The organism is Alteromonas sp. ABV4_515, from assembly GCF_056160345.1.
On sequence record NZ_JBSWWZ010000003.1, the window covers coordinates 1 to 19,903 of the forward strand.

Below are 19,903 nucleotides of genomic sequence, written 5' to 3' on the forward strand. Positions count from 1 at the left end.
GCGATATAAATGGCGTCCCCTAGGGGATTCGAACCCCTGTTACCGCCGTGAAAGGGCGGTGTCCTAGGCCTCTAGACGAAGGGGACTGAAAATCTTCTTTCGGAAGCAAGCTTCCGAGATTTTCAGTAAGGCGAATCGAGCCCGCGAGATGAGCGGCCTTATTCTTTGCCTTACCTAAGAACTTACCGGAAAGTACATTCCGACTACTGTAAATTCTATAAGAATTTGGTGGAGCCAGGCGGGATCGAACCGCCGACCTCCTGCATGCCATGCAGGCGCTCTCCCAGCTGAGCTATGGCCCCGTACATGGAATGGTCACTGTGTTTTCGTGTGACTGTTCCGTGACAGCGGGGCGCATTCTAGGCATACCCCACTGCCCTGTCAACGGTTTTTTTAGGAATTTTCTCTGTTTGCTATAAAAGTAAGCGCTTTGTTTATTCTCTCTTCAATTTTGACTTTTGAGAGCAAATTCAACGTCACATCCAGCGATGGAGAGTTGCCACTTCCGGTCGCCGCTACACGCAACGGCATGCCTACTTTCCCCATACCTACACTAAGAGATTCCGCCGCGGCATTAATAGCTGCACCGATATTTTCAGGATTCCACTCTTCTACTGCTAGCAGTTTTTCTTTAACCACTTCTAATGGCTCTTTTGCAACTGGACGAAGATGCTTCTTCGCAGCATTGGTATCGAACTCATCAAAGTCCTGATAAAAATAGGTACTGATTTCAGCCAACTCTTTTAAGGTTTTTACCCGGTCGGCCTGAATAGCAATCACCGATTCCAACGCAGGACCCGTTGCTAAATCGATATTCATTTCGTCAAAGTGCCATTTAAGGCGTGAGGCAACCTCACTCGCTGGCAATGTTTTCATATAGTGCTGGTTCAGCCACACCAGCTTTTCTGTATTAAAAGCAGAAGCCGATTGACCAATGGCATCAAGATCGAAGTATTCAATCATTTCTTCCAGTGAGAAGATTTCCTGATCACCATGAGACCACCCCAAACGCACCAGGTAGTTGAGTACAGCCTGCGGAAGGTAACCATCATCGCGGTATTGCATCACACTCACAGCGCCATGACGCTTAGACAGTTTCTTACCGTCATCGCCCAGAATCATTGATACGTGAGCATATTCAGGTACCGGCGCGCCCAGCGCTTCCAGAATATTAATCTGGCGAGGTGTGTTATTAATATGGTCTTCACCACGCACAACGTGGGTGATGCCCATATCCCAGTCATCGACGACAACACAGAAGTTATAAGTAGGAGAGCCGTCTGAGCGCTGAATGATCAAATCATCCAACTCTTTATTACTGATTTCGATTTTGCCGCGGATGTGATCATTAATAACAACCGAGCCTTCCAGCGGGTTTTTGAATCGAATAACGAAAGGCTGACCTTCAGGGTGATCAGTACGGTCACGCCAGGTGCCAGGATAACGAGGCTTTTCACCGTTCTCTTTTTGCTTTTCACGAATGGCGTCCAGTTCTTCTGAACTCATAAAGCATTTATAGGCTTTACCTTCATCCAGCATTTGCTGAATAAGTTCTTTATAACGGTCAAAACGTTGTGTCTGGTAATAAGGACCTTTATCCCAGGTCAAACCCAGCCATTGCATACCATCAAGAATGGCTTGCTTGGCTTCATCCGTTGAACGTTCCAGATCGGTATCTTCTATACGAAGAACAAACTCGCCACCTTTGGCTTTTGCATATAACCAGGAATAAAGTGCAGTACGTGCACCACCAACGTGAAGATAGCCTGTAGGGCTAGGAGCAAATCGCGTAACGACAGACATTATGTTTCTCTATCTATTAATGAATGAAAAAATTGGCTGCATTCTACCAGCCAAAGCAGCACTACAAAAGCCAGCCATCGCGTGACAGTGAAATATCAGCGGTTCAATGAGTGAATTTACTGTGCCAGACTGATTTCTGATGAATTTTCCGTCAAACTTCGAAGAGATAATCAACGAGGATGGCCGAATTGATCGTAAATCAGGCAAGCAGTCATTTTTCCGTAATTTTGTTGTTGACACCTTCGCATGCAACCCTATAATACCGCCCCACTTGCCCAGCACGGACAAGTAAACAAACAGCGGACGCTTAGCTCAGTTGGGAGAGCATCGCCCTTACAAGGCGAGGGTCACTGGTTCAAGTCCAGTAGCGTCCACCACTCTTTTTAAGCAGTGGGCTGTTTGAAAAGAAAGAGGACGCTTAGCTCAGTTGGGAGAGCATCGCCCTTACAAGGCGAGGGTCACTGGTTCAAGTCCAGTAGCGTCCACCAATTCTTTTGAATTGGTACGGCGAGAGTCACTGGTTCAACAACTTCGTTGCGAGACACAGTAGACGTCCACCACTTTCTCACTATCTCTGTGAGAGTTTCTTTCTTTTAGCAACAAATTATCGGACGCTTAGCTCAGTTGGGAGAGCATCGCCCTTACAAGGCGAGGGTCACTGGTTCAAGTCCAGTAGCGTCCACCATCTACTTACAGTTTGTTGCAGCAAAAAATCTGGACGCTTAGCTCAGTTGGGAGAGCATCGCCCTTACAAGGCGAGGGTCACTGGTTCAAGTCCAGTAGCGTCCACCACTTCTCTGCTCCACCTTCAAAAACGCTATTTCTTCTCTTTTCGAATAAAACCGTGATATGGTTTAAAAACACTATTGCAGTTGATTTTCCTAATAGTTTTGCGGGTTTCTGCCGATAAACCGATAGAACTTTGCTTTACTTTGGACAGGTAGTAACACCTATAATGAATACCAAACTGGCCCGGGCTATTCGCGTTTTAATCGTCGACGATCAAATTCTTGCGAAAGGCTATCTGAAATACACCATGGAAGAGCTAGGCTTTCAGCAAATTAGCTATATCGATCACGCCGATGAAGCGTTGAAGCTAATTAAAAGCGAGCACTTTGAACTGGTTGTATGCGCCTATGATTTACGTGAAGAAAAGGAAGGTTACTTCCTGTATGAACAGTTAAAAGCACATAAAATTCTGCCCCTTACTACCGCTTTCGTATTCATTTCAGCCGACACAACGGCGGAAATTGTCCACTCTATTGTTGAATTGCAGCCTGACGAATTCCTCGCAAAACCTTTTTCTGTAAGCGAGCTGGATAAAAGGCTCACGCGGGTATTAACCCGCAAACAAGTGTTAAAAGACATTTACGCGTTGATGGACCAAAGTGACTTTAACGGCGCGCTATCTGAGCTTGAACGTTTCCTCACTGAACCGAAAAACGCAGAATTTTTTCCTCTAGCGCTTCGCACCAAAGGCGAGCTTTTATTACTGTGTAACCGTGTAGAAGAGGCTGAGGATTTTTATCAAGCCATTATCAACGTGCAAAATTTTACCTGGGCACAGTTAGGTTTAGTGCGCTGCTATTTGCAATTGGATAAAGATGATGAAGCTGAACGATTGATTCTGCGATTGGCGTTTCAACCCGACGCCATGCTTAGTGCTTACGACTTACTTACTGCGCTGCAAATCAAGCAACAGGAATTCGATGATGCGCTAGAATCTGTGAACATTGCTGCCCACATATCCCCGAGTAACGTGGGCCGTCACCAACAAGCGGTAGATTTATCAAAAATCACCCGTGACTACCCTGCCCAGTTTGATGCTGCGAAGCGGGTTGTGAGATACGCAAAGAATTCTTTCCATGATAAGCCTGAAAACTACCTGAACGTAGCACGCGCCGGTATTGATTTCGCCATGACGGCAGACGCTAGTGAAACAGCAAAACTGGTGAAGCAAACCCATGATTTTATTCGCCAGATGAAAGAAGCTTTCCCTAAAGCGGCCGTTGATAACGAACTTAAAGTCATCGATGCGCGAATATACTACCTTCAGGATGAAACAGATAAAGCCAGAAACTTGTTGAGCCAGCTCGATGGTAGTGAGTGGGAGCAGGAAAATATGGATGCACTCATGGATCGGGCGAAGGCATTTCATGAAGTTGGTTTGCAAGATCATGCGTTAGCGATTCTGGACGAGATTGAACGTCGATGTAATACCAGCGATGAACAAAGTGAGTTGTTTATGCATTACTTGAAACAACAGAAACAAGAAAAGAGGGAAATCGCTGACAGCCCTAAAATGCTCAACAATATTGCTGTCACCCAGTTCCAGCGTGGCGAATTAGACAAAGCGCTCACCACTTTCCGTCAGGCCTTCACGGTGATGCCCAAGAATGCAGCGATTGCACTTAACCTGCTACAAACCACTGCCGCAGAAATTCGAGACAACACTGCCCGCCACACACCAGAAAATAAACAAATCATTTTTAAGTGTATGGAAACCTTAGAAGCGGCGACGTTATCGGAAGAACAGGACAAGCGCTACCAGCGGGTTAAGGCCACCATAAGTAATTTCGATTAGTATCGCAGTACGTTATCACCCGCCCAACATGGCGAGATGAGATGTGGCGCCGGTATTTCCGTCTTGAAGATAGTGTGTAGCGTGTTTTTGCATTAACAACTGCTGTAAATGTGCCATCAGCGCATTCACGTCAGCATTTTGCAGATGAGGGCGAATATCGATGCCATGTTCACTGAACAAACAAAGATGCAATTTTCCGTTAGCGGCGACACGTAAACGGTTACAGGTAGCACAGAAATCTTTGCTGTAAGGCATAATAAGCCCGATCCGCCCGGCGTAATCCGGGTGGTGAAATTCCTGCGCGGGTCCCGCATCTTTACCACGAATTACCGGCATCCAACCTTCAGCGAGAAGTTGGCTCTTTAATGGTAAGCCTGACAAATGCTGATCGGCAAAAAAATGTGGATGATCGCCGGTTTCCATTAACTCGATAAAGCGTAATGTGACAGGCATATGTTTAAGCCAATCTTTAAATTCTTGTAGTTGCTTACCGGCAAAATGCTTCAAATAAATCGCATTCACCTTAACGTCCAGGCCCACCTCAATGGCTTTGTCTACGCCCTGAAGGACCTGGGTTAGTTTGTTCTGACCAGTAATATCGGCAAACTGACGCGGGTCCAGGCTATCAATACTTACATTAACTTGATCGAGCCCAGCGTTTTTCCATGCTGCAGCGTCGCGGGCCATACGACCGCCGTGGGTGGTGGTGGCAACTTTCGTAATACCTTCGGTTTCTCTACACAAGCGAATAACGTCTATGAAGTCGCGACGCAGGCTTGGCTCACCGCCTGTAATACGGATTTTAGATGTGCCGAGACCGGCAAACCCTTTTACCAGAGTATCAATCTCGGGCAACGTCAAAAAAGTATCGTCCGATGGGCCATGATAACCGTCCGGAAGGCAATACTGACATTTGAAATTGCATGCTTCTGTAATCGACAGGCGAAGATAATGAAACCGCCGACCAAAGCTATCCTGTAACAAAGAAATCACCTCTGTGGGACAAATAGGTAAGATAAAACTACTATAAATTCACTTTATCATGGATTATGCGTGGCTTTATACCCCACTCATGTCAACCAACGTTAAACTTTGAGCGAGCAACGCTTTGAGATACCCTGTAGACATGCTGTCGTTCACAAAAATTTCAAGATGAGACCTTCACGTTCCGACGTTTCTCCCGACACACCCGTGCGCTGGCATGTAATAAAACAACTTTGGCCTTACTTGCTGGAATTCAAAACCCGTGTCTTTATTGCCCTCGCCTGCCTGGTCTTAGCCAAGCTTGCCGGAATTGGCCTACCTTACGTACTTAAATACACCGTCGATGGCCTGAATACTGAAGATACCGCAACGGGTCTTGTTGCAGTACCACTTTCACTGATCATTGCCTACGGCACCCTGCGACTATTGAACACCATCATCGGCGAAATTCGCGATACCCTGTTTGGCCGGGTGACCGAACGAGCCATGCGCAGAATGGGCTTGAGAGTCTTTGAGCATTTACATCAGATGGATTTAAATTTTCACCTGAACCGACAGACAGGCGGGTTGTCTCGCGATATCGAGCGCGGCACCAGCGGTATCAGTTTTCTGATGCGTTTTATGGTGTTCAATATTGGCCCCACACTGCTTGAAATCGCTATTGTGGTTGGCCTGTTGTTCGCACAATATGGCTTCTCTTTCGCCGGGATCATCCTTTCTTCCGTGGTGGCCTACGTGTGGTATTCAATGAAAGCCACCAACTGGCGAACCCGTTACGTTCATGCCATGAACAAAGCCGACTCTACCACCCACACCCGCGCAGTAGACAGCCTGCTGAATTTTGAAACGGTTAAATATTTCAACAATGAAGGTTACGAGGCATCACGCTACGACAGTAATCTTGCCGAATGGGAGGTGGCTCGTCGTAAAAACCGCCTGTCGTTGTTTGCACTGAATAGTGGGCAAGCATTTATTATCGCCGCTGCCATGACCGCTATGCTGGCAAACGCCGCTTATGGCGTGGCGTCGGGTGACATGACCATTGGTGACTTCGTGCTGATAAACGCGTTCACCATGCAAATTTTTATGCCATTGAACTTCTTAGGATTTGTTTACCGGGAAATCCGCGGCTCTATGGCCAATATAGATAAGATGTTTTCGCTTTTGGATACTTCGTCGTCTGTGAAAGATGCGGAAAATGCTATCGAGTTGAGCGTAGATAAAGGTGAAATTTGTTTTGAGCAGGTGAGTTTTTGCTACCGTGAAGACCGACCAATCCTTAAAGACATTAGTTTCACGATTTTGCCCGGTCAGAAAGTCGCTATCGTGGGTGCGAGCGGAGCAGGCAAATCAACGCTGATTAAGTTACTGTTCCGCTTTTACGATGCCACTTCGGGTGACATCTCCATAGATGGTCAGAACATTCGCCACATAACCCAGCAATCTTTGCGCAAACACCTGGGCATTGTGCCTCAGGATACCGTACTGTTTAACGATACGCTGATGGAAAATATTCGCTACGGCGATCCGAGTGCCGACGAATCAACCATTGAAAGCGCAATAGACACAGCTCATCTTTCACAATTTATCGAACAGTTACCGGAAAAGGGCGATACCCGCGTAGGCGAACGAGGTTTAAAATTATCTGGTGGCGAAAAACAACGTGTCGCCATCGCCAGGGCGGTACTTAAAAATCCTCCGATAATGGTGTTCGACGAAGCCACATCCTCACTCGATAGCGGTTCCGAACAGGCCATCATGCAAGCGCTGTCTGCACTGGCATCGAATCATACCAGTGTGATGATTGCTCACCGCCTTTCCACAATTACCGATGCGGATAACATCCTGGTACTGAAAAATGGTGAACTGGCTGAGCAAGGGTCCCATCACGCATTGCTCGCGCAGAAAGGCGAATATGCCCGCCTGTGGACACTTCAACAAAAGCAGGAAAACTAATGGACCCGGCGTTTTTAAAAACCGCAGTAAACGCGCAAATGCCCTTTGGCAAATATGCAGGTAGAAAGCTGTTTTATTTACCAGAGCCCTATCTGGTGTGGTTTCACAAGCAAGGCTTTCCCCAAGGCAAATTGGGCGAACAATTGGCGCTTATGTACGAGATCAAGCTCAATGGATTAGAAGCAGTGGCAGAGCCACTGCTGGAAGACTAATTCTGTTAATCGAGTAAAAACTGAAATTTATTACTCTTGTCGCTGGCTATTCGAATTGTGCCTAGATCGTATTCTACGCCTTTTGCAACAAGCTCTGCTTCATACTCGCCAGTCATGAGTTTCAACTCGATTTCAAGACCGTTACGGCCCATACGTTCACGATGTCGAATTGTATCGCCATTAGCCGTTGTTAGCGTGATCTCTACCCGCTGACGATTAAGCTGACTGGTCTTAAACATGAGTATCACCGGCAACTCTGTGTCAATCGCTGGCTCGGGAACAGAGAAGTTCACGGTGTGTCGCTGTTCACCAAGAATACGTACTGACTTTGTTTCCAGTATCTCACCGGTAGCAACCATTTTCGCCGTTACACGATAATCACCTATGGGTAACTCAAGTGAAGGTGAGTTCTGATACACATCACCGGACGAGGCGACGATGGTAAAAGCAATGTCATCACGCTGCGGAGTAATAACTAGTTCTCCGGTTCCAATCTCCACCTCTTTCCAATTGCCATTCTTAGAACCCGTTACAACGATTCTTTCCACTTCCGGCTGGCCCGATTGCGGCGTTTTTGATACCTGTCGGCGTTTAAGGTTGATTGTTTCGGTGGTGAGCTGGTCGTCTTTAATCGTAAGGCTCACCGCCTCGTCTTCATAACCGGGGCTGGTAACTTTAACTGTGTATTTGCCTTCGGGCAGCTTAATGCCTTTGTGGTATTTCTCCGGCGTGCCGTAAAGAACTATTCGGGCATCTTTCGGGGTAATGTTAAGCGTTAGCCTACCGCGACCTTTACTGACATCCGCCTTTAGCGCCTTGGCCAGTTCAAAAAAGTCAAAACGGGTGTCTTTGTTCAGCGTAAGCGTTTTCGACGCACTGCCAATGGCGGAGGTAAAAATATAGGTGCCGGGCTTAAGGTAGTTACTAGCAAAAATCCGACGCTTCGCGCCGACTGTGTCTACCGGTTTCGCGTGAATAACCACGTTTGACTGCCAATTAACCAAGGTCAGAGAAACGCCTTTTCCGCTTGTTGCACTATGAACCCGATTTTCCTCCATTTTTGTAAACAGGTAATCGACATCAAGGTACTGCAACAACGTGTCCACGCCCCACCCCGTTGCCGTTGCCACACCTTCTTCCTGGGCTATGTCCTTCAGTTTGGTTACTTTTGCACAAGACATCAGCACCGTTAATACAAGGCAAACTACCGCCCCTTTCATCCAATTATTCACTGGCCGCCTCCGCAAGTCCTTCAAGCAAACCAGCAGCCACTTCTTCTGCGACGATATCGGCAAATAACTCAGCATGGTCAGCAATAAGCTGATGCGTGTCTGCCATCACACTGTCAAACAGTGCCTGGTTACGCTCTATGGCCTGACTCACCCCTTCGGCTAGCGCGGCACCCTTTACGGTGGATTTGCACTCTTTGATGATGGTATCGAACAGCGATTGCTGAAGCTTCTGCAGCGCTTCCTGCTTTTGCTTAAGCACGGCTTTCGCCTGTTCGTTGTTTTCACCAACCTGTTTTAAATCGGTGAAGAAGACGTTATTCACCACCTTCTGAGCAAGAAGGTTTACGCAGTATGACTGACTCCTGCCCTTGTTATCCGGGTATAGCTTTTGAGGAAACCCAAAAGCGGTTCTCCCTAGATGAAGCCCCTGACTATTAGGAGCAATGTTCTGGCTACTATAAATTTTAACGAGCGATACAGACTTACCTGAGTCAAAAGTCGCGAGATTATATAGTGCCGCATTAAGCTCACAGGACAAGGCCGCAGTTGGATGCGTAATTGCCTCCTCACCAGTTTTGAGCAGTTTCTCAGGTAGAAATTGATTGAGTGTTCCGACAACTCGTGCTGTCAGGGCGGAAGATAGCTTCTCATTAGTCGGCATATAAAAGTTTCTTTTTATATCAGCCGGTTTCTCAATTTTTTCTGCAGCTTCAAAGGTGGAATGGTCGTCAACAGTCGCCTTCACCATCACGCTGGGAAACGCTTCCGGAGAACTCCCTAGCTGTTGATGTAAATACGTTAACAGCGGCCTGTTATTTTCATGGGCCTTTGTCATCAACTGCAGGAGTACCCGCTGCAAGGCTTGAAGGTAAACCTCGCGAATTTTTCCCATATCTCGCTTAACGATACGTCGCTTCAGGGGCTGAAAAAAGCGAATAGAATAAGATGCGTTCAGATAGCTTTGATAGTGCTCCAGTCGCGAGCCCTTTCGAGCGACCTTGTACAGCTCACTTGCCGCACTGGCATTATGAAATTTATTGAGAAACAGCCACCACAGCACAAAGTAGCCAACAAGCAGCAGTTCATTAAACCAACGTTTCACTCCCTTCACCGAGGGATATTCTTTCAGCGGCTGAACGCCAAATGCGGAGAAGTACTCTTCACTAGCCTTAAACGTGTCGAGGTTTTCACTAATAATACCGTAGTCTTTATATGACGTGCCCTGAAATAGAAGATGATTCTTTACGGCAGGATAATACACTTCTCCATCCAGGGTTTTCGGCGTCACCTGATCGTAAACGAAGTAGCGAGGTACGCCGTAAGCGTGAACGAGAAAATAGAAAATCAGAAAAAAAGGAGTTCCGATGACAAGCTTGCGTTTCCAATATTTAAGACCGACTTCCGAGCCGATAAAACAAAAATAAACCGCAAGTCCCCAGAAAATACCGAGGCTTAACCACTCAACCAAAAAAGTTTTCATAACTACTACTTCAATTAGTCCATTACTTCAGGCATGTGTTTTACTTAAAAACGCGACACCTAAACATCCAATCCTCGGAAGAGTATAAAACTTAGCTATTTGATTCAATTATATTTTTGCAAACCCACGTCTAGAATTCGGTATTAATGCGGCAAAACAAACACAGTAAAGATTCTCTTTAACGTACCCGTGATAAAGACAGCTTCCCGGATTTAACGGCCTCAAAATCCACTGAAACTTTCTGCCTTACTGGCAGACAAACTCTGCAGCATTCCATTTGAGGATGACACTTCAATATTGTCACTGTTAATCACCGTTATCTCCTCAGCCTTTTCACTGTCAGGCAATGTCAGGTTACGAAGCTCTATATCGCTGACAGAATCAAACACCAATTCAGAGCGTGAGTCTGGGGCTTCCAGTTGCATATTAATGTTCTCCAGCGTGATATCTCGGGCATAACGCATATACACGCCTGATGCGGGTAATAGGCCGAACATGCTAGGTTCAGGGTAAGCCTCACGGCGAACGGGTACGTCAAAGGCTGACTTTCGCGGCGCGTCTTCTTCTAGGGCAAAGAAATTACTCACGAGAGTAGGCGATTGCGTAAGCACATCTTGCTGAGAGATCCCTCCCCCCATATTCAAATACATATTTTTCAGCGTAACCTGAGACACCGGCGACTCGGGTAGACCTTGTATAATTACCGGAAAACGTCCGTCAGAATGACTAACCGTAACATCACTAACAAACACCCGGCGAATTGCCCCAACCGGCGTATTTTCAGGGCCCCGCATGCGGGCACCGTTGTAAATGAATATTGGCGCATTACTCACTTCATTCATCACCAGACCCGTCGCCACAACATCTTCAATAATGCCGCCGTCTACCGTTTCCAGAGCCAAACCACGGCTGTGGTCAAAAACAACGTTACTTATAGTGATGCGTTTAAAGCCACCATTAGACTCGGTACCTAGCTTGATACGTCCAGTAGGCCCGTCTTCATCGGGAGCCGAACCGGTCATTGGCTGATAAGTACCATCCAGCATGGTGCCCATGGCATAACCACTTACGATGCTATTACTTATGGTGACATTTTCTGTAGCAATAGCCTCACCCATCACGTAGGAGCTCTTAAGCACGATGGCATCGTCATTGGGGCTATTTACAACCACATTGGTAATACGCACATTCTTGCAAACATCAATATCAATACCGTCGCGATTGGTGTCAATTCGCAGATTGTCGATGGTGAGATTGTTGATGGCTGTGACGAGGATACCGAAATGACCGCCGCGATAAATGCTGAAATCCCGAAACGTGATATTCCTACCACCTTTGATTGCGATAGCTTTATTACCCGGATTCACCGAAGGCGCAGGACCGAGTGGCGGATAGAGCCCTTTCCACAACCCTTTACCATCAATCAGTCCACTGCCGGTAATTGTCACATCGTGAATATTCTCGCCCCACAGCAAACTGTTTCTGAAATGACTGTGGCCGAAATCCTGATATTTGTATTTGTCGCCCCATAGATTGGGCTCAGGTTTTGTATAACCTTCGGTTTCATCGGCAGGCGTAGCTGCCAGCAGCACAGCCCTATTACTGATGTGCAGGTTTACCTGACTTTTCAATTCAACGCTGAAGCTGGCATAAGTACCAGGCGGAAAATAAACGGTGCCGCCGCCATTTTCGCTGGCAGCACGAATAGCCGCATTAATTGCGTTGGTGTCACGGCTGACACCATCACCTGCCGCACCAAAATCCCGGACGTTGTAATAACCTGTCATTTCCTGCGCCTTCACAGTGACGATCAGACCAGCCATCCACAGAAACAATAACTGAATGAAAAATCTGCGCATGCACTTTATCCTCTGAACGTCTTTTCGAAATAGAAATATTCCAAACTCATAAGGCATGCTAATCAGCGGGCAAAGATTTCGTCAATGCAAACCATGAATGCACGGCATTACCGGGCTCTTAAGTTGAAAAACGTTCAAATATGAATTTCCTGCCGACACGATGCTGGCTATAGGCACAGCTTCAAGGAACCGCTCAGCGCATCAATGTCAGTTACCAGCTCAAATAAGAATTAACGGCTCGAATGGAAACCACTTACAGTGAATACGTAAACACATAGCTATGCTCACCACCGTCGCGGATGATTTCCATATCACCTGACAGCCCGGCCAGCTCATCAGTGCCCGAGTCCGGTACCACTTTCAGAATAAGGCTGTCTTTGCCGTTATCCATTACGCCAAAATGCTGCAGCGCAAAGGTGCCGGTTTTCCCATCGAGCGTGCCGCTGACAACTTCCATGGCAACATATCCGGCAGATCCCGGTACAGCAGTCATTACCGACAACATTTCACCTTTACTGGTTGCCGATAGCGGCCCGTGAAAGTTTTTATCTATGGTCATCCGCCCTGGCTTTAAGGATTCAGAGGCAGGCATGTGTACATCCAGCGGATTAAGATTAACGTCAAATTTGCCTTGCACCTCTTTATCATGCGCTTTCTTAACATCTTCTGCCATTGTATTTTCTCCGGGTTTGGTTTTAGAATAACACTGTATAACCATACAGCAGATTAAAGAAGTAGCAAGATGTATTCACGATCCAGAAAACAGCGAGATGCGGATATCGACCAGCGCATACTGCACATACACGGTTTTATCGCTAATAAACTGCTCGCTAACCCGGCACTCATCACGCAAGCAGAATTAACGTTAGAGGCACGCTACAAGCAGAAGTTGCTGCGTTATGGTAGCTATTTGCTGTGGCACAGTGTGCTTGAATTAAAAGGCCAACCTGAGGCTTTCAGAAAACAGTTGCTAAGTGATGAACCGCGTTGGAATACGTTGCGTCGAACAACGATTTTTACCGGTATTTTAACTGAGGAAGAAAGAGAAGAAGCGCTGGCGACGTTTGCCACCAGCGAGAACTAAATAGGCTTACGCGCCTTTGCGTAAATGGTCTGCAACCAGGAACGCCATTTCCAGAACCTGATCGGCGTTCAAACGCGGATCACACTGAGTTTTGTAGGCTTGTTTCAGATCTTCATCTGAAATCTGATAAGCGCCACCAGTACATTCAGTAACGTGCTGGCCTGTCATCTCCAGGTGAACACCACCAGCGTGGGTACCTTCAGCTTCGTGAGCTGCGAAGAATTGACGAATCTCGCTTAAGATCGCATCGAAGTTACGGGTCTTATAACCGCTTGATGCCGAGAACGTGTTACCGTGCATCGGATCTGAACTCCATACTACTTTACGGCCTTCAGCTTTAACACGACGCAGCAGACGCGGCAGGTTTGCTTCCAGCTTATCAGCGCCCATACGGGTGATCAGTGTCAGACGGCCCGCATCGTTGTTCGGGTTCAGCACATCAATCAATTTGATAAGCTCGTCTTCGTCCATTGTAGGACCCACTTTTACACCAATAGGGTTATTGATGCCGCGGAAGAATTCTACGTGTGCGTGATCCAGCTGACGGGTCCGCTCACCAATCCACACCATGTGTGCAGAACAGTTGTACGGCTTGCCTGTCAGAGTATCGATGCGAGTCAGCGCCTGCTCATAGTTCAGCAGCAGTGCTTCGTGAGAAGTAAACAGGCTGGTTTCATGCAGTGAAGGTGTGTTCAGTGAATTCAGACCAATGGTTTTCATGAATTCAAGAGAATCCTGAATACGGTCAGCAATATCCTGGTAACGCTCTTTCAGCGGGTTGTTTTCGAGGAACGTCATGTTCCAGCGGTTTACTTCGTTCAGATCTGCCAAACCACCTTGCGCAAACGCACGCAGCAGATTCAGCGTAGATGCACTGCGGTGATAGGCATCTAATAAACGGTTCGGATCAGGGCGACGGGCCGCCTCGGTGAATTCAAAGCTGTTGATGATGTCGCCACGGTAGCTTGGCAACGTCACGCCATTAATCGTTTCGTAGTCAGACGAACGTGGCTTTGCATACTGGCCTGCCATACGAGCAATCTTAGTGACTGGGCAACGACCGGCAAAGGTCATTACGATAGCCATTTGCAGCATTACCTTAAAGGTATCGCGGATTTTGGGTGCGTTAAATTCATCAAAAGATTCAGCGCAATCACCGCCCTGCAGTAAAAAGCCTTTCCCTTCGCACACTTCGCCCAGCTGACGACGCAGTTCACGTGCTTCAGCGGCAAAAACCAGTGGCGGGTACTTGCTCAGTGTTTGCTCAACTTGATTAACTTGTTCCTGATTATCATATTCAGGTTGCTGCAGAATCGGCTTAGATCTCCAGCTGTCGGGTTGCCAGTTACTCACGCTTTCTCCTCATTAATTGACAGCGATGGCCCGTACAGATTGATGTCCCATGGACGACTTGTTGATATCGATTCCGTGATACCAGAAAAATCACTTTCCGTGTGGGTGTTGCAGGATTTGTGTATGCGGTTCATCAGGAAAGGATGCGAAATGCACTGTTGAACCTGACCGTACTTTATTGCGAAACGCAAGCTTTTGACCACATTTCGGCTTTATAGTGAACACCTGCGCGGAGTCTATCACATTTAAACCGCGACTATAGGCTTCATTATGCAAAAATCGTGGAGTTTTTTGGCCTGATCGTTGTCGGTGCTGTGCGGTGCCCTCGATGTAACCAAAGTGGCACCAGCAACAAACCATCGTTATTTTCTGAGATGAGCAATAAAACCGTCGGAGGCCTTTTCTATAAGGTCAAGTACTAACTCAAACCCTTTCTTGCCGCCATAATAAGGATCGGGCACTTCTTTGTCGTCACCCGGCGCAAAGTCGAGGAAATAGTGGATGCGGTCTTGATTAACCCCATTGCTAATTTCCATAAGGTTTTCGTAGTTGCTCTCGTCCATGGCCATGATGTAGTCGTATTGTTCGAAATCCGACTCTTCCACTCGACGACACTTTAAGCCTTTAAACGAGTAACCACGTTCCTCTCCCGTCGCAATTGAACGCTTATCCGGCGCCTTGCCAATATGATAACCATGGGTACCGGCTGAATCGATGACCATGTCTAATCCCGCCAATTTAGCCTTGTGACGGAATACCGCCTCGGCGGTAGGAGAACGACAAATATTGCCCAGACAAACGAACAACACAGAGGGTTTATTGGTTTTATTACTCATTTCACTTTTTCAACTTATCGGGCGCTACCGCGGACAACAACCGCCACAGGCAGGAAAACTACTTCAAACAGCCTCTTAGGGTGCCACATTTTACACGTGGCATAAACGCCGTTTAGCTTTTTTTCGAAATGCAGACCTGCCTTGAGTATAAGCAAATATGCCAGTTAGCTTTACCACTCGAGTGCTTCTTTATCACGGAAGAATTGGCCATGAGGTCCGTTTTCTTCAAGTTGCCCTAACCAGATAGCCGTTTCAGCCCCTTTTTCTGGTGTTCGCGGTGCACTACTTCCGCCCATACGAGTATGCACCCAACCTGGACACATGGCGTTTATTTTTACGTTTTTATCACTGTCGATGTGATTCGCTAAGTTGAGCGTAAGTGCATTAAGCGCCGCCTTACTCACTGCATAGGCGAGCGGCCCCTGCATGTTTTCAGAAAATGCACCGTAACCTGAAGACACGTTAACAATGCGGCCGAAATTGTTTTCTAACATACCGGGCAGCACTTGTTGAATAAGTGCAAACGGGCCATTTACATGCACCTGCATCGACTGCGCTATCGCCGCAGGGTCAAGCTCCTCCCACGCACCATCTTCCATAATGCCAGCATTATTCACTAACACATCGATATTGCCATACACCGCCATGGCACGGTTCATATGTTCTTTTACCGAGGCAGTATTGCTTAAATCTAATTCTACAACCTGAATATCCTTACCGACGATGTCTTTTTTGACGTCTTCGCCATCTTCCTCTCGTCGACAGCCGAGTAGCACCTTATAGCCTTGTTTAGCAAAACCACGAACAATTTCCAAACCAATGCCTCGGTTGCCGCCGGTAACCAGTACCGTTTTAGTCATAATGCCTCCTGTGATTTTCTGCATGATAAAGGAAGGTTCAATTTTGGTACGCAATGGCCGACTCCTGGTTCACCTCCTCACCGACTTCTGTACGCAAGACTGTACGGTTGATGACAGGAAATTAATGATCAGGTCACTCATCCAGAAGGTAGAAACGCTAAAGCTTCAAAGGGGAAGCAAAACATTTTCATGGATAAAAAATCGTAAAGAGGTGATATGAGTCACACATCTAATCAAGACCAATTACTCGAATGGCTGAACGGTCAGTATGCAGAACAAACCGAATATCTACAGGCTGTTGATGAAATCGTGAACGACATCATGCCTGTGGCAAATGTGCACGACGATTATAAAAAGTGCGATGTGGTGAGACGGCTGTGCGTACCCGAGCGAATCATTCAATTTAGCGTGCAATGGATGAATGATAACAACGAGATAGAGATCCATCGTGGCTGGCGTGTTCAACACAACGGGCTGATTGGTCCATACAAAGGTGGATTACGCTTTCACCCCACCGTGAATGAATCTATTTTAAAATTTCTTGCCTTCGAACAAACATTTAAAAACGCCCTTACAGGTCTTCCCATGGGTGGCGCAAAAGGAGGCTCAGACTTTAACCCAAAAGGTCGCAGTACTAACGAAATTATGCGGTTCTGCCAAGCGTTTATGGGCGAGCTACAACGCCACATTGGCTCGCATACCGACGTACCAGCGGGAGATATCAATGTAAGTAGCAGGGAAATTGGCTTTCTTTACGGTGAATATCGGCGTATCCATAATCAGTTTGAAGGCACCCTAACTGGCAAGGACATTTCCTTCGGCGGCAGCTATGTGCGCACCGAGGCGACAGGTTTCGGCCTGATTTACATGCTTGAAGCCGTATTGGCTGAGCACGATGAGCAACTAGAGGGCAAACGTGTTGGTGTTAGTGGTGCGGGTAATGTGGCGCTGCATGCTGCGCTTAAAGCGGTGAGCAAAAATGCGATTGTTGTAAGCTTGTCGAACAGTCGCGGCTGCTTGATTAAAAAGGACGGTTTTAGCGAAAGTGATATTCACTGGGCAATTGAAAACAACGCTAGCTACAACAATGTGCTTACCGCTCTGGCAGATGAATGCGGCGCAGACGCTGTTTGGCAGGAGAACAAGAAGCCATGGGGACAGACCATGGATATCTGTTTACCTTGCGCCACGCAAAATGAACTCGATGAAAATGATGCGACACAACTGAAAGACAACGGTGTGAAATACGTGCTCGAAGGCGCCAATATGCCCTGTACCAGCGAAGCCCAGAGAGTTTTTGCTGACGCCCGCATTCCATTTGTACCGGGCAAGGCCTCTAACGCTGGCGGGGTGGCACTTTCTGGCCTTGAAATGGCACAAAACGCCACATTCAGCAGAGATTCCTGGGAAACCTTAGACAACGAATTACAATCCATCATGCAGCACATCCACCAACAGTGTGTGGAAGAAGGTAAAGACGGCGACTTCATTCATTATGCTAAAGGGGCCAACATTGCCGCCTTCAGACGCCTCGCTGATGCCATGGTGGCACAAGGTTTTTAGATTGGTTGAAGTTACGCACCTTTGCTAGTCTAACTTAACTATTCTTGCTCGCGCCGTAACCGGAGACTCAAATAGCAGTTGGTTTGCATTCGCATCAATCAACTGCTGTGCGTCATCGGGCAATGTAGCAAGTAGCGTACTCACACGTTGTCCGTCAAAAGCATAAACCCTATCACCCGCCTGATAAATCAATGTATTCCCTGACGGAAAATACCGCCCATGACTTTGGGCAAAAGTAGGATGCTGATAACGGTTTTCTCCCCAATATACGGTGTCATCGACGCTGAAAACCAGAGCATCATTGCGGTCCAGCCTGGCGTAATAATTAACGCCAGTTTCAGTGATACGTTGGGACGTTTGGCTCTGCAAATCGAAAACTTCGAACCAGGATTGATTATTCTTTTTGGTGGCTAACAGTAAGCGTTCGGCGTCTTCATACCAGTCAAGTACGGAAGTGAACCAGTCTGGCATCGCTATTGTTTGTAATGCTTGGGTTTTTGTATCAAATACAAGCAGGTTCTGCCCTTGTGCAAATGCGAGTCGTCTGCCGCTTTTATCCCAAACCGGTGCCCTATTCACCGGCAGGTTTTCCGGATTGGGGAAAACCTGTAAGGTCTTGCCGTTGGCTGCAATCATCACCTGTTGCACACCACTGCGGGCAGATACATATGCCAGCAGCCTCCCGTTTGCAGAAATACGACCTAAGTGATCCTCGCCCGTTGAATTTATTACCCGCTGCTCACGCTGGCTATCCATATCTATGAGAACCAGGTCGCGGTCCTGTTCAGTCACTGTCATGGCGATATTGCCAGATTGTGGTGCTGCTACAGGATTAAAAATTCGCATAAAGCTGTCGATGGGTAGTTTTGTAAATTCACCATCCAGTGAGAGCAAATACAACTTATTGAGATGATGTACCACAAGCTGAGATTTGTCGTACCAGTTGATTTCAGTAAAGCCTAATGGCAACGAGGCAAAGGGCTCGCTAAGTTTGCCTCTATCTACCTCAAATATCCTAAATTCAATGGTGTTTCTCTCGCTCTCGCCAGCAATTGCAAATCGTTTGTTGTCGTTCGTCAGTGCAAAGCGATAAGGGGTAAAACTATCCGAACTTCGCAGTATTGGGGATGTCGCCTTCGTCACCAAATCTAGCTCATATAACGCTGTTTCCGGAGGACGATTTAATGGCACACTTTCGGCCATAAAATACATCACATTTCCGGCAGGAAATATTCGCCACACAGACATCGATTTAGCGTGCTGATACAGCGGCATCGCCTGTCCGGTTGTGATGTCCACCTTACCAATTCTGTCCCCCGAGTCGTCTCGGACTAGGTAATACAGTGTTAAGCCATCTGCCGCCCAGGCCAATCCCTGATAATTGAGGTTTTTGGTCAGCGAAAGCATTTCTTTACCCGTCTGACAATCAATCACCACGATTTGCGAGCCACGTTCCGACTGCCTGATAAACGCAAGGGACTTTTCATCTTGGGTGTATGCCGGATAGAAATCATAGCTATCGGATGATGTGATGGCCGTGAGTCGGCCAGTAAAAGTGGGCTCTGTAGGCTTCCCCACGAAGCCAATAGTTAACAAAAGTACAGCGACGGCAACAACAAAAATCGGCAGCCAGGGCTTGGAGCTAGACGTCATTTTCCGTTCAGGGGTAGCTTCCAGGGAATAACCCCGTTTGGGATGCGTTTTAATGAATACGGGATTTTTGGCATCGTCAGAAAGCGCTTTTCTTAACTGGGCAATACAGCGCTGTAAAACCCCCGGATTGAATACACCACGTGGCCATACCGCATTATACAAAGCCTCTTGCGACACCACGGTATGAGCATGCTCTGCAAGGTAAACCAGTACCGCCATGGCTTTAGGTTCAACCGTACAGACCTCATCGCCAGACGAAATTTCGCCTCGAGTCGGGTCTACGCATACTCCCTGTAAATAAAACCTTTCCACACAACCTCAATAAAATAAACCGTTGATAAATAGGCACATCATAAAAACATCAGAGAAAAAACAGTGTTCCAATATCGCTGTTCATTCACTGTGATGGGATAACCGCCGACGTTATTCACCAATAAGGAAAAC

The 19,903-nt window shown here is 47.1% G+C and carries 15 protein-coding genes and 6 tRNA genes; 9 read left to right on the forward strand and 12 right to left on the reverse strand.

Annotated elements, in window-relative coordinates; translation table 11 throughout:
* Positions 1-10: 10 nt before the first annotated feature.
* The 3 genes from ACXAGX_RS07665 to gltX form a co-directional block, all read right to left on the reverse strand.
* Positions 11-86, reverse strand: a tRNA-Glu gene (locus ACXAGX_RS07665).
* Between the two features lie 140 nt (positions 87-226).
* Positions 227-302 (reverse strand) — tRNA-Ala (locus tag ACXAGX_RS07670).
* A gap of 91 nt (positions 303-393) precedes the next feature.
* Positions 394-1,803, reverse strand: a complete 1,410-nt coding sequence (gene gltX / locus ACXAGX_RS07675; RefSeq protein ID WP_474837572.1) for a glutamate--tRNA ligase — start codon at positions 1,801-1,803, stop codon at positions 394-396.
* 301 nt (positions 1,804-2,104) lie between these two features.
* On the opposite strand from gltX, the gene ACXAGX_RS07680 reads away from it, so the two are divergent.
* The 5 genes from ACXAGX_RS07680 to ACXAGX_RS07700 all read left to right on the forward strand — a co-directional run bounded on the left by ACXAGX_RS07680 (position 2,105) and on the right by ACXAGX_RS07700 (position 4,387).
* Positions 2,105-2,180, forward strand: a tRNA-Val gene (locus ACXAGX_RS07680).
* 35 nt (positions 2,181-2,215) lie between these two features.
* Positions 2,216-2,291 (forward strand) — tRNA-Val (locus ACXAGX_RS07685).
* Positions 2,292-2,412: 121 nt separating this feature from the next.
* A tRNA-Val gene (locus ACXAGX_RS07690) sits at positions 2,413-2,488 on the forward strand.
* Positions 2,489-2,519: 31 nt separating this feature from the next.
* Positions 2,520-2,595: transfer RNA gene (locus ACXAGX_RS07695), tRNA-Val, on the forward strand.
* A gap of 163 nt (positions 2,596-2,758) precedes the next feature.
* Positions 2,759-4,387: a response regulator gene (locus ACXAGX_RS07700; protein WP_474818114.1), complete on the forward strand. Its 1,629-nt coding sequence runs from the start codon at positions 2,759-2,761 to the stop codon at positions 4,385-4,387.
* Between the two features lie 15 nt (positions 4,388-4,402).
* Here the strand turns inward: ACXAGX_RS07700 and moaA are convergent, their stop codons facing one another.
* Positions 4,403-5,371 carry a GTP 3',8-cyclase MoaA gene (moaA, locus tag ACXAGX_RS07705; RefSeq protein ID WP_474818113.1) on the reverse strand — a complete coding sequence of 323 codons (969 nt, stop codon included), beginning with the start codon at positions 5,369-5,371 and terminating at the stop codon, positions 4,403-4,405.
* Between the two features lie 168 nt (positions 5,372-5,539).
* On the opposite strand from moaA, the gene ACXAGX_RS07710 reads away from it, so the two are divergent.
* Both ACXAGX_RS07710 and ACXAGX_RS07715 read left to right on the forward strand, forming a co-directional pair.
* A complete protein-coding gene (locus tag ACXAGX_RS07710) occupies positions 5,540-7,327 on the forward strand; it encodes an ABCB family ABC transporter ATP-binding protein/permease (RefSeq protein WP_474818112.1) in 1,788 nt (595 codons plus the stop codon).
* Entirely contained in the window at positions 7,327-7,539 is a 213-nt protein-coding gene (locus tag ACXAGX_RS07715; RefSeq protein WP_119500860.1) for a DUF3820 family protein, read from the forward strand. The genes ACXAGX_RS07710 and ACXAGX_RS07715 overlap by 1 nt, the downstream gene beginning before the upstream one ends.
* 5 nt (positions 7,540-7,544) lie before the next feature.
* On the opposite strand, the gene ACXAGX_RS07720 is transcribed toward ACXAGX_RS07715, so the two are convergent.
* The 4 genes from ACXAGX_RS07720 to ACXAGX_RS07735 all read right to left on the reverse strand — a co-directional run bounded on the left by ACXAGX_RS07720 (position 7,545) and on the right by ACXAGX_RS07735 (position 12,783).
* Positions 7,545-8,771: a hypothetical protein gene (locus ACXAGX_RS07720; RefSeq protein ID WP_474837574.1), complete on the reverse strand. Its 1,227-nt coding sequence runs from the start codon at positions 8,769-8,771 to the stop codon at positions 7,545-7,547.
* Positions 8,764-10,251 carry a hypothetical protein gene (locus tag ACXAGX_RS07725; RefSeq protein ID WP_474837576.1) on the reverse strand — a complete coding sequence of 496 codons (1,488 nt, stop codon included), beginning with the start codon at positions 10,249-10,251 and terminating at the stop codon, positions 8,764-8,766. Before ACXAGX_RS07725 ends, ACXAGX_RS07720 begins: the two co-directional genes overlap by 8 nt.
* A 221-nt stretch (positions 10,252-10,472) precedes the next feature.
* Positions 10,473-12,110 carry a rhamnogalacturonidase gene (locus ACXAGX_RS07730; protein ID WP_474837578.1) on the reverse strand — a complete coding sequence of 546 codons (1,638 nt, stop codon included), beginning with the start codon at positions 12,108-12,110 and terminating at the stop codon, positions 10,473-10,475.
* A gap of 253 nt (positions 12,111-12,363) precedes the next feature.
* Positions 12,364-12,783, reverse strand: coding sequence for a DUF3224 domain-containing protein (locus tag ACXAGX_RS07735; protein ID WP_474837580.1), 420 nt, complete (start codon positions 12,781-12,783; stop codon positions 12,364-12,366).
* 69 nt (positions 12,784-12,852) lie between these two features.
* Here ACXAGX_RS07735 and ACXAGX_RS07740 point away from each other — a divergent pair, with 69 nt between their 5' ends.
* Positions 12,853-13,194 (forward strand): hypothetical protein, encoded by a 342-nt coding sequence (locus tag ACXAGX_RS07740; RefSeq protein ID WP_474837582.1) that lies wholly within the window; start codon positions 12,853-12,855, stop codon positions 13,192-13,194.
* A gap of 6 nt (positions 13,195-13,200) precedes the next feature.
* Here the strand turns inward: ACXAGX_RS07740 and ACXAGX_RS07745 are convergent, their stop codons facing one another.
* The 3 genes from ACXAGX_RS07745 to ACXAGX_RS07755 form a co-directional block, all read right to left on the reverse strand.
* Positions 13,201-14,547: a class II 3-deoxy-7-phosphoheptulonate synthase gene (locus ACXAGX_RS07745; protein WP_070126808.1), complete on the reverse strand. Its 1,347-nt coding sequence runs from the start codon at positions 14,545-14,547 to the stop codon at positions 13,201-13,203.
* A 362-nt stretch (positions 14,548-14,909) separates the two neighbouring features.
* A complete protein-coding gene (locus tag ACXAGX_RS07750) occupies positions 14,910-15,383 on the reverse strand; it encodes a low molecular weight protein-tyrosine-phosphatase (protein WP_474837584.1) in 474 nt (157 codons plus the stop codon).
* A 170-nt stretch (positions 15,384-15,553) separates the two neighbouring features.
* Positions 15,554-16,243: an SDR family NAD(P)-dependent oxidoreductase gene (locus ACXAGX_RS07755; RefSeq protein ID WP_474837586.1), complete on the reverse strand. Its 690-nt coding sequence runs from the start codon at positions 16,241-16,243 to the stop codon at positions 15,554-15,556.
* A 216-nt stretch (positions 16,244-16,459) separates the two neighbouring features.
* On the opposite strand from ACXAGX_RS07755, the gene gdhA reads away from it, so the two are divergent.
* Positions 16,460-17,806, forward strand: coding sequence for an NADP-specific glutamate dehydrogenase (gene gdhA, locus ACXAGX_RS07760; protein ID WP_474837588.1), 1,347 nt, complete (start codon positions 16,460-16,462; stop codon positions 17,804-17,806).
* Positions 17,807-17,830: 24 nt separating this feature from the next.
* On the opposite strand, the gene ACXAGX_RS07765 is transcribed toward gdhA, so the two are convergent.
* Positions 17,831-19,771, reverse strand: coding sequence for a winged helix-turn-helix domain-containing protein (locus ACXAGX_RS07765; RefSeq protein ID WP_474837590.1), 1,941 nt, complete (start codon positions 19,769-19,771; stop codon positions 17,831-17,833).
* Between the last annotated feature and the right edge of the window lie 132 nt (positions 19,772-19,903).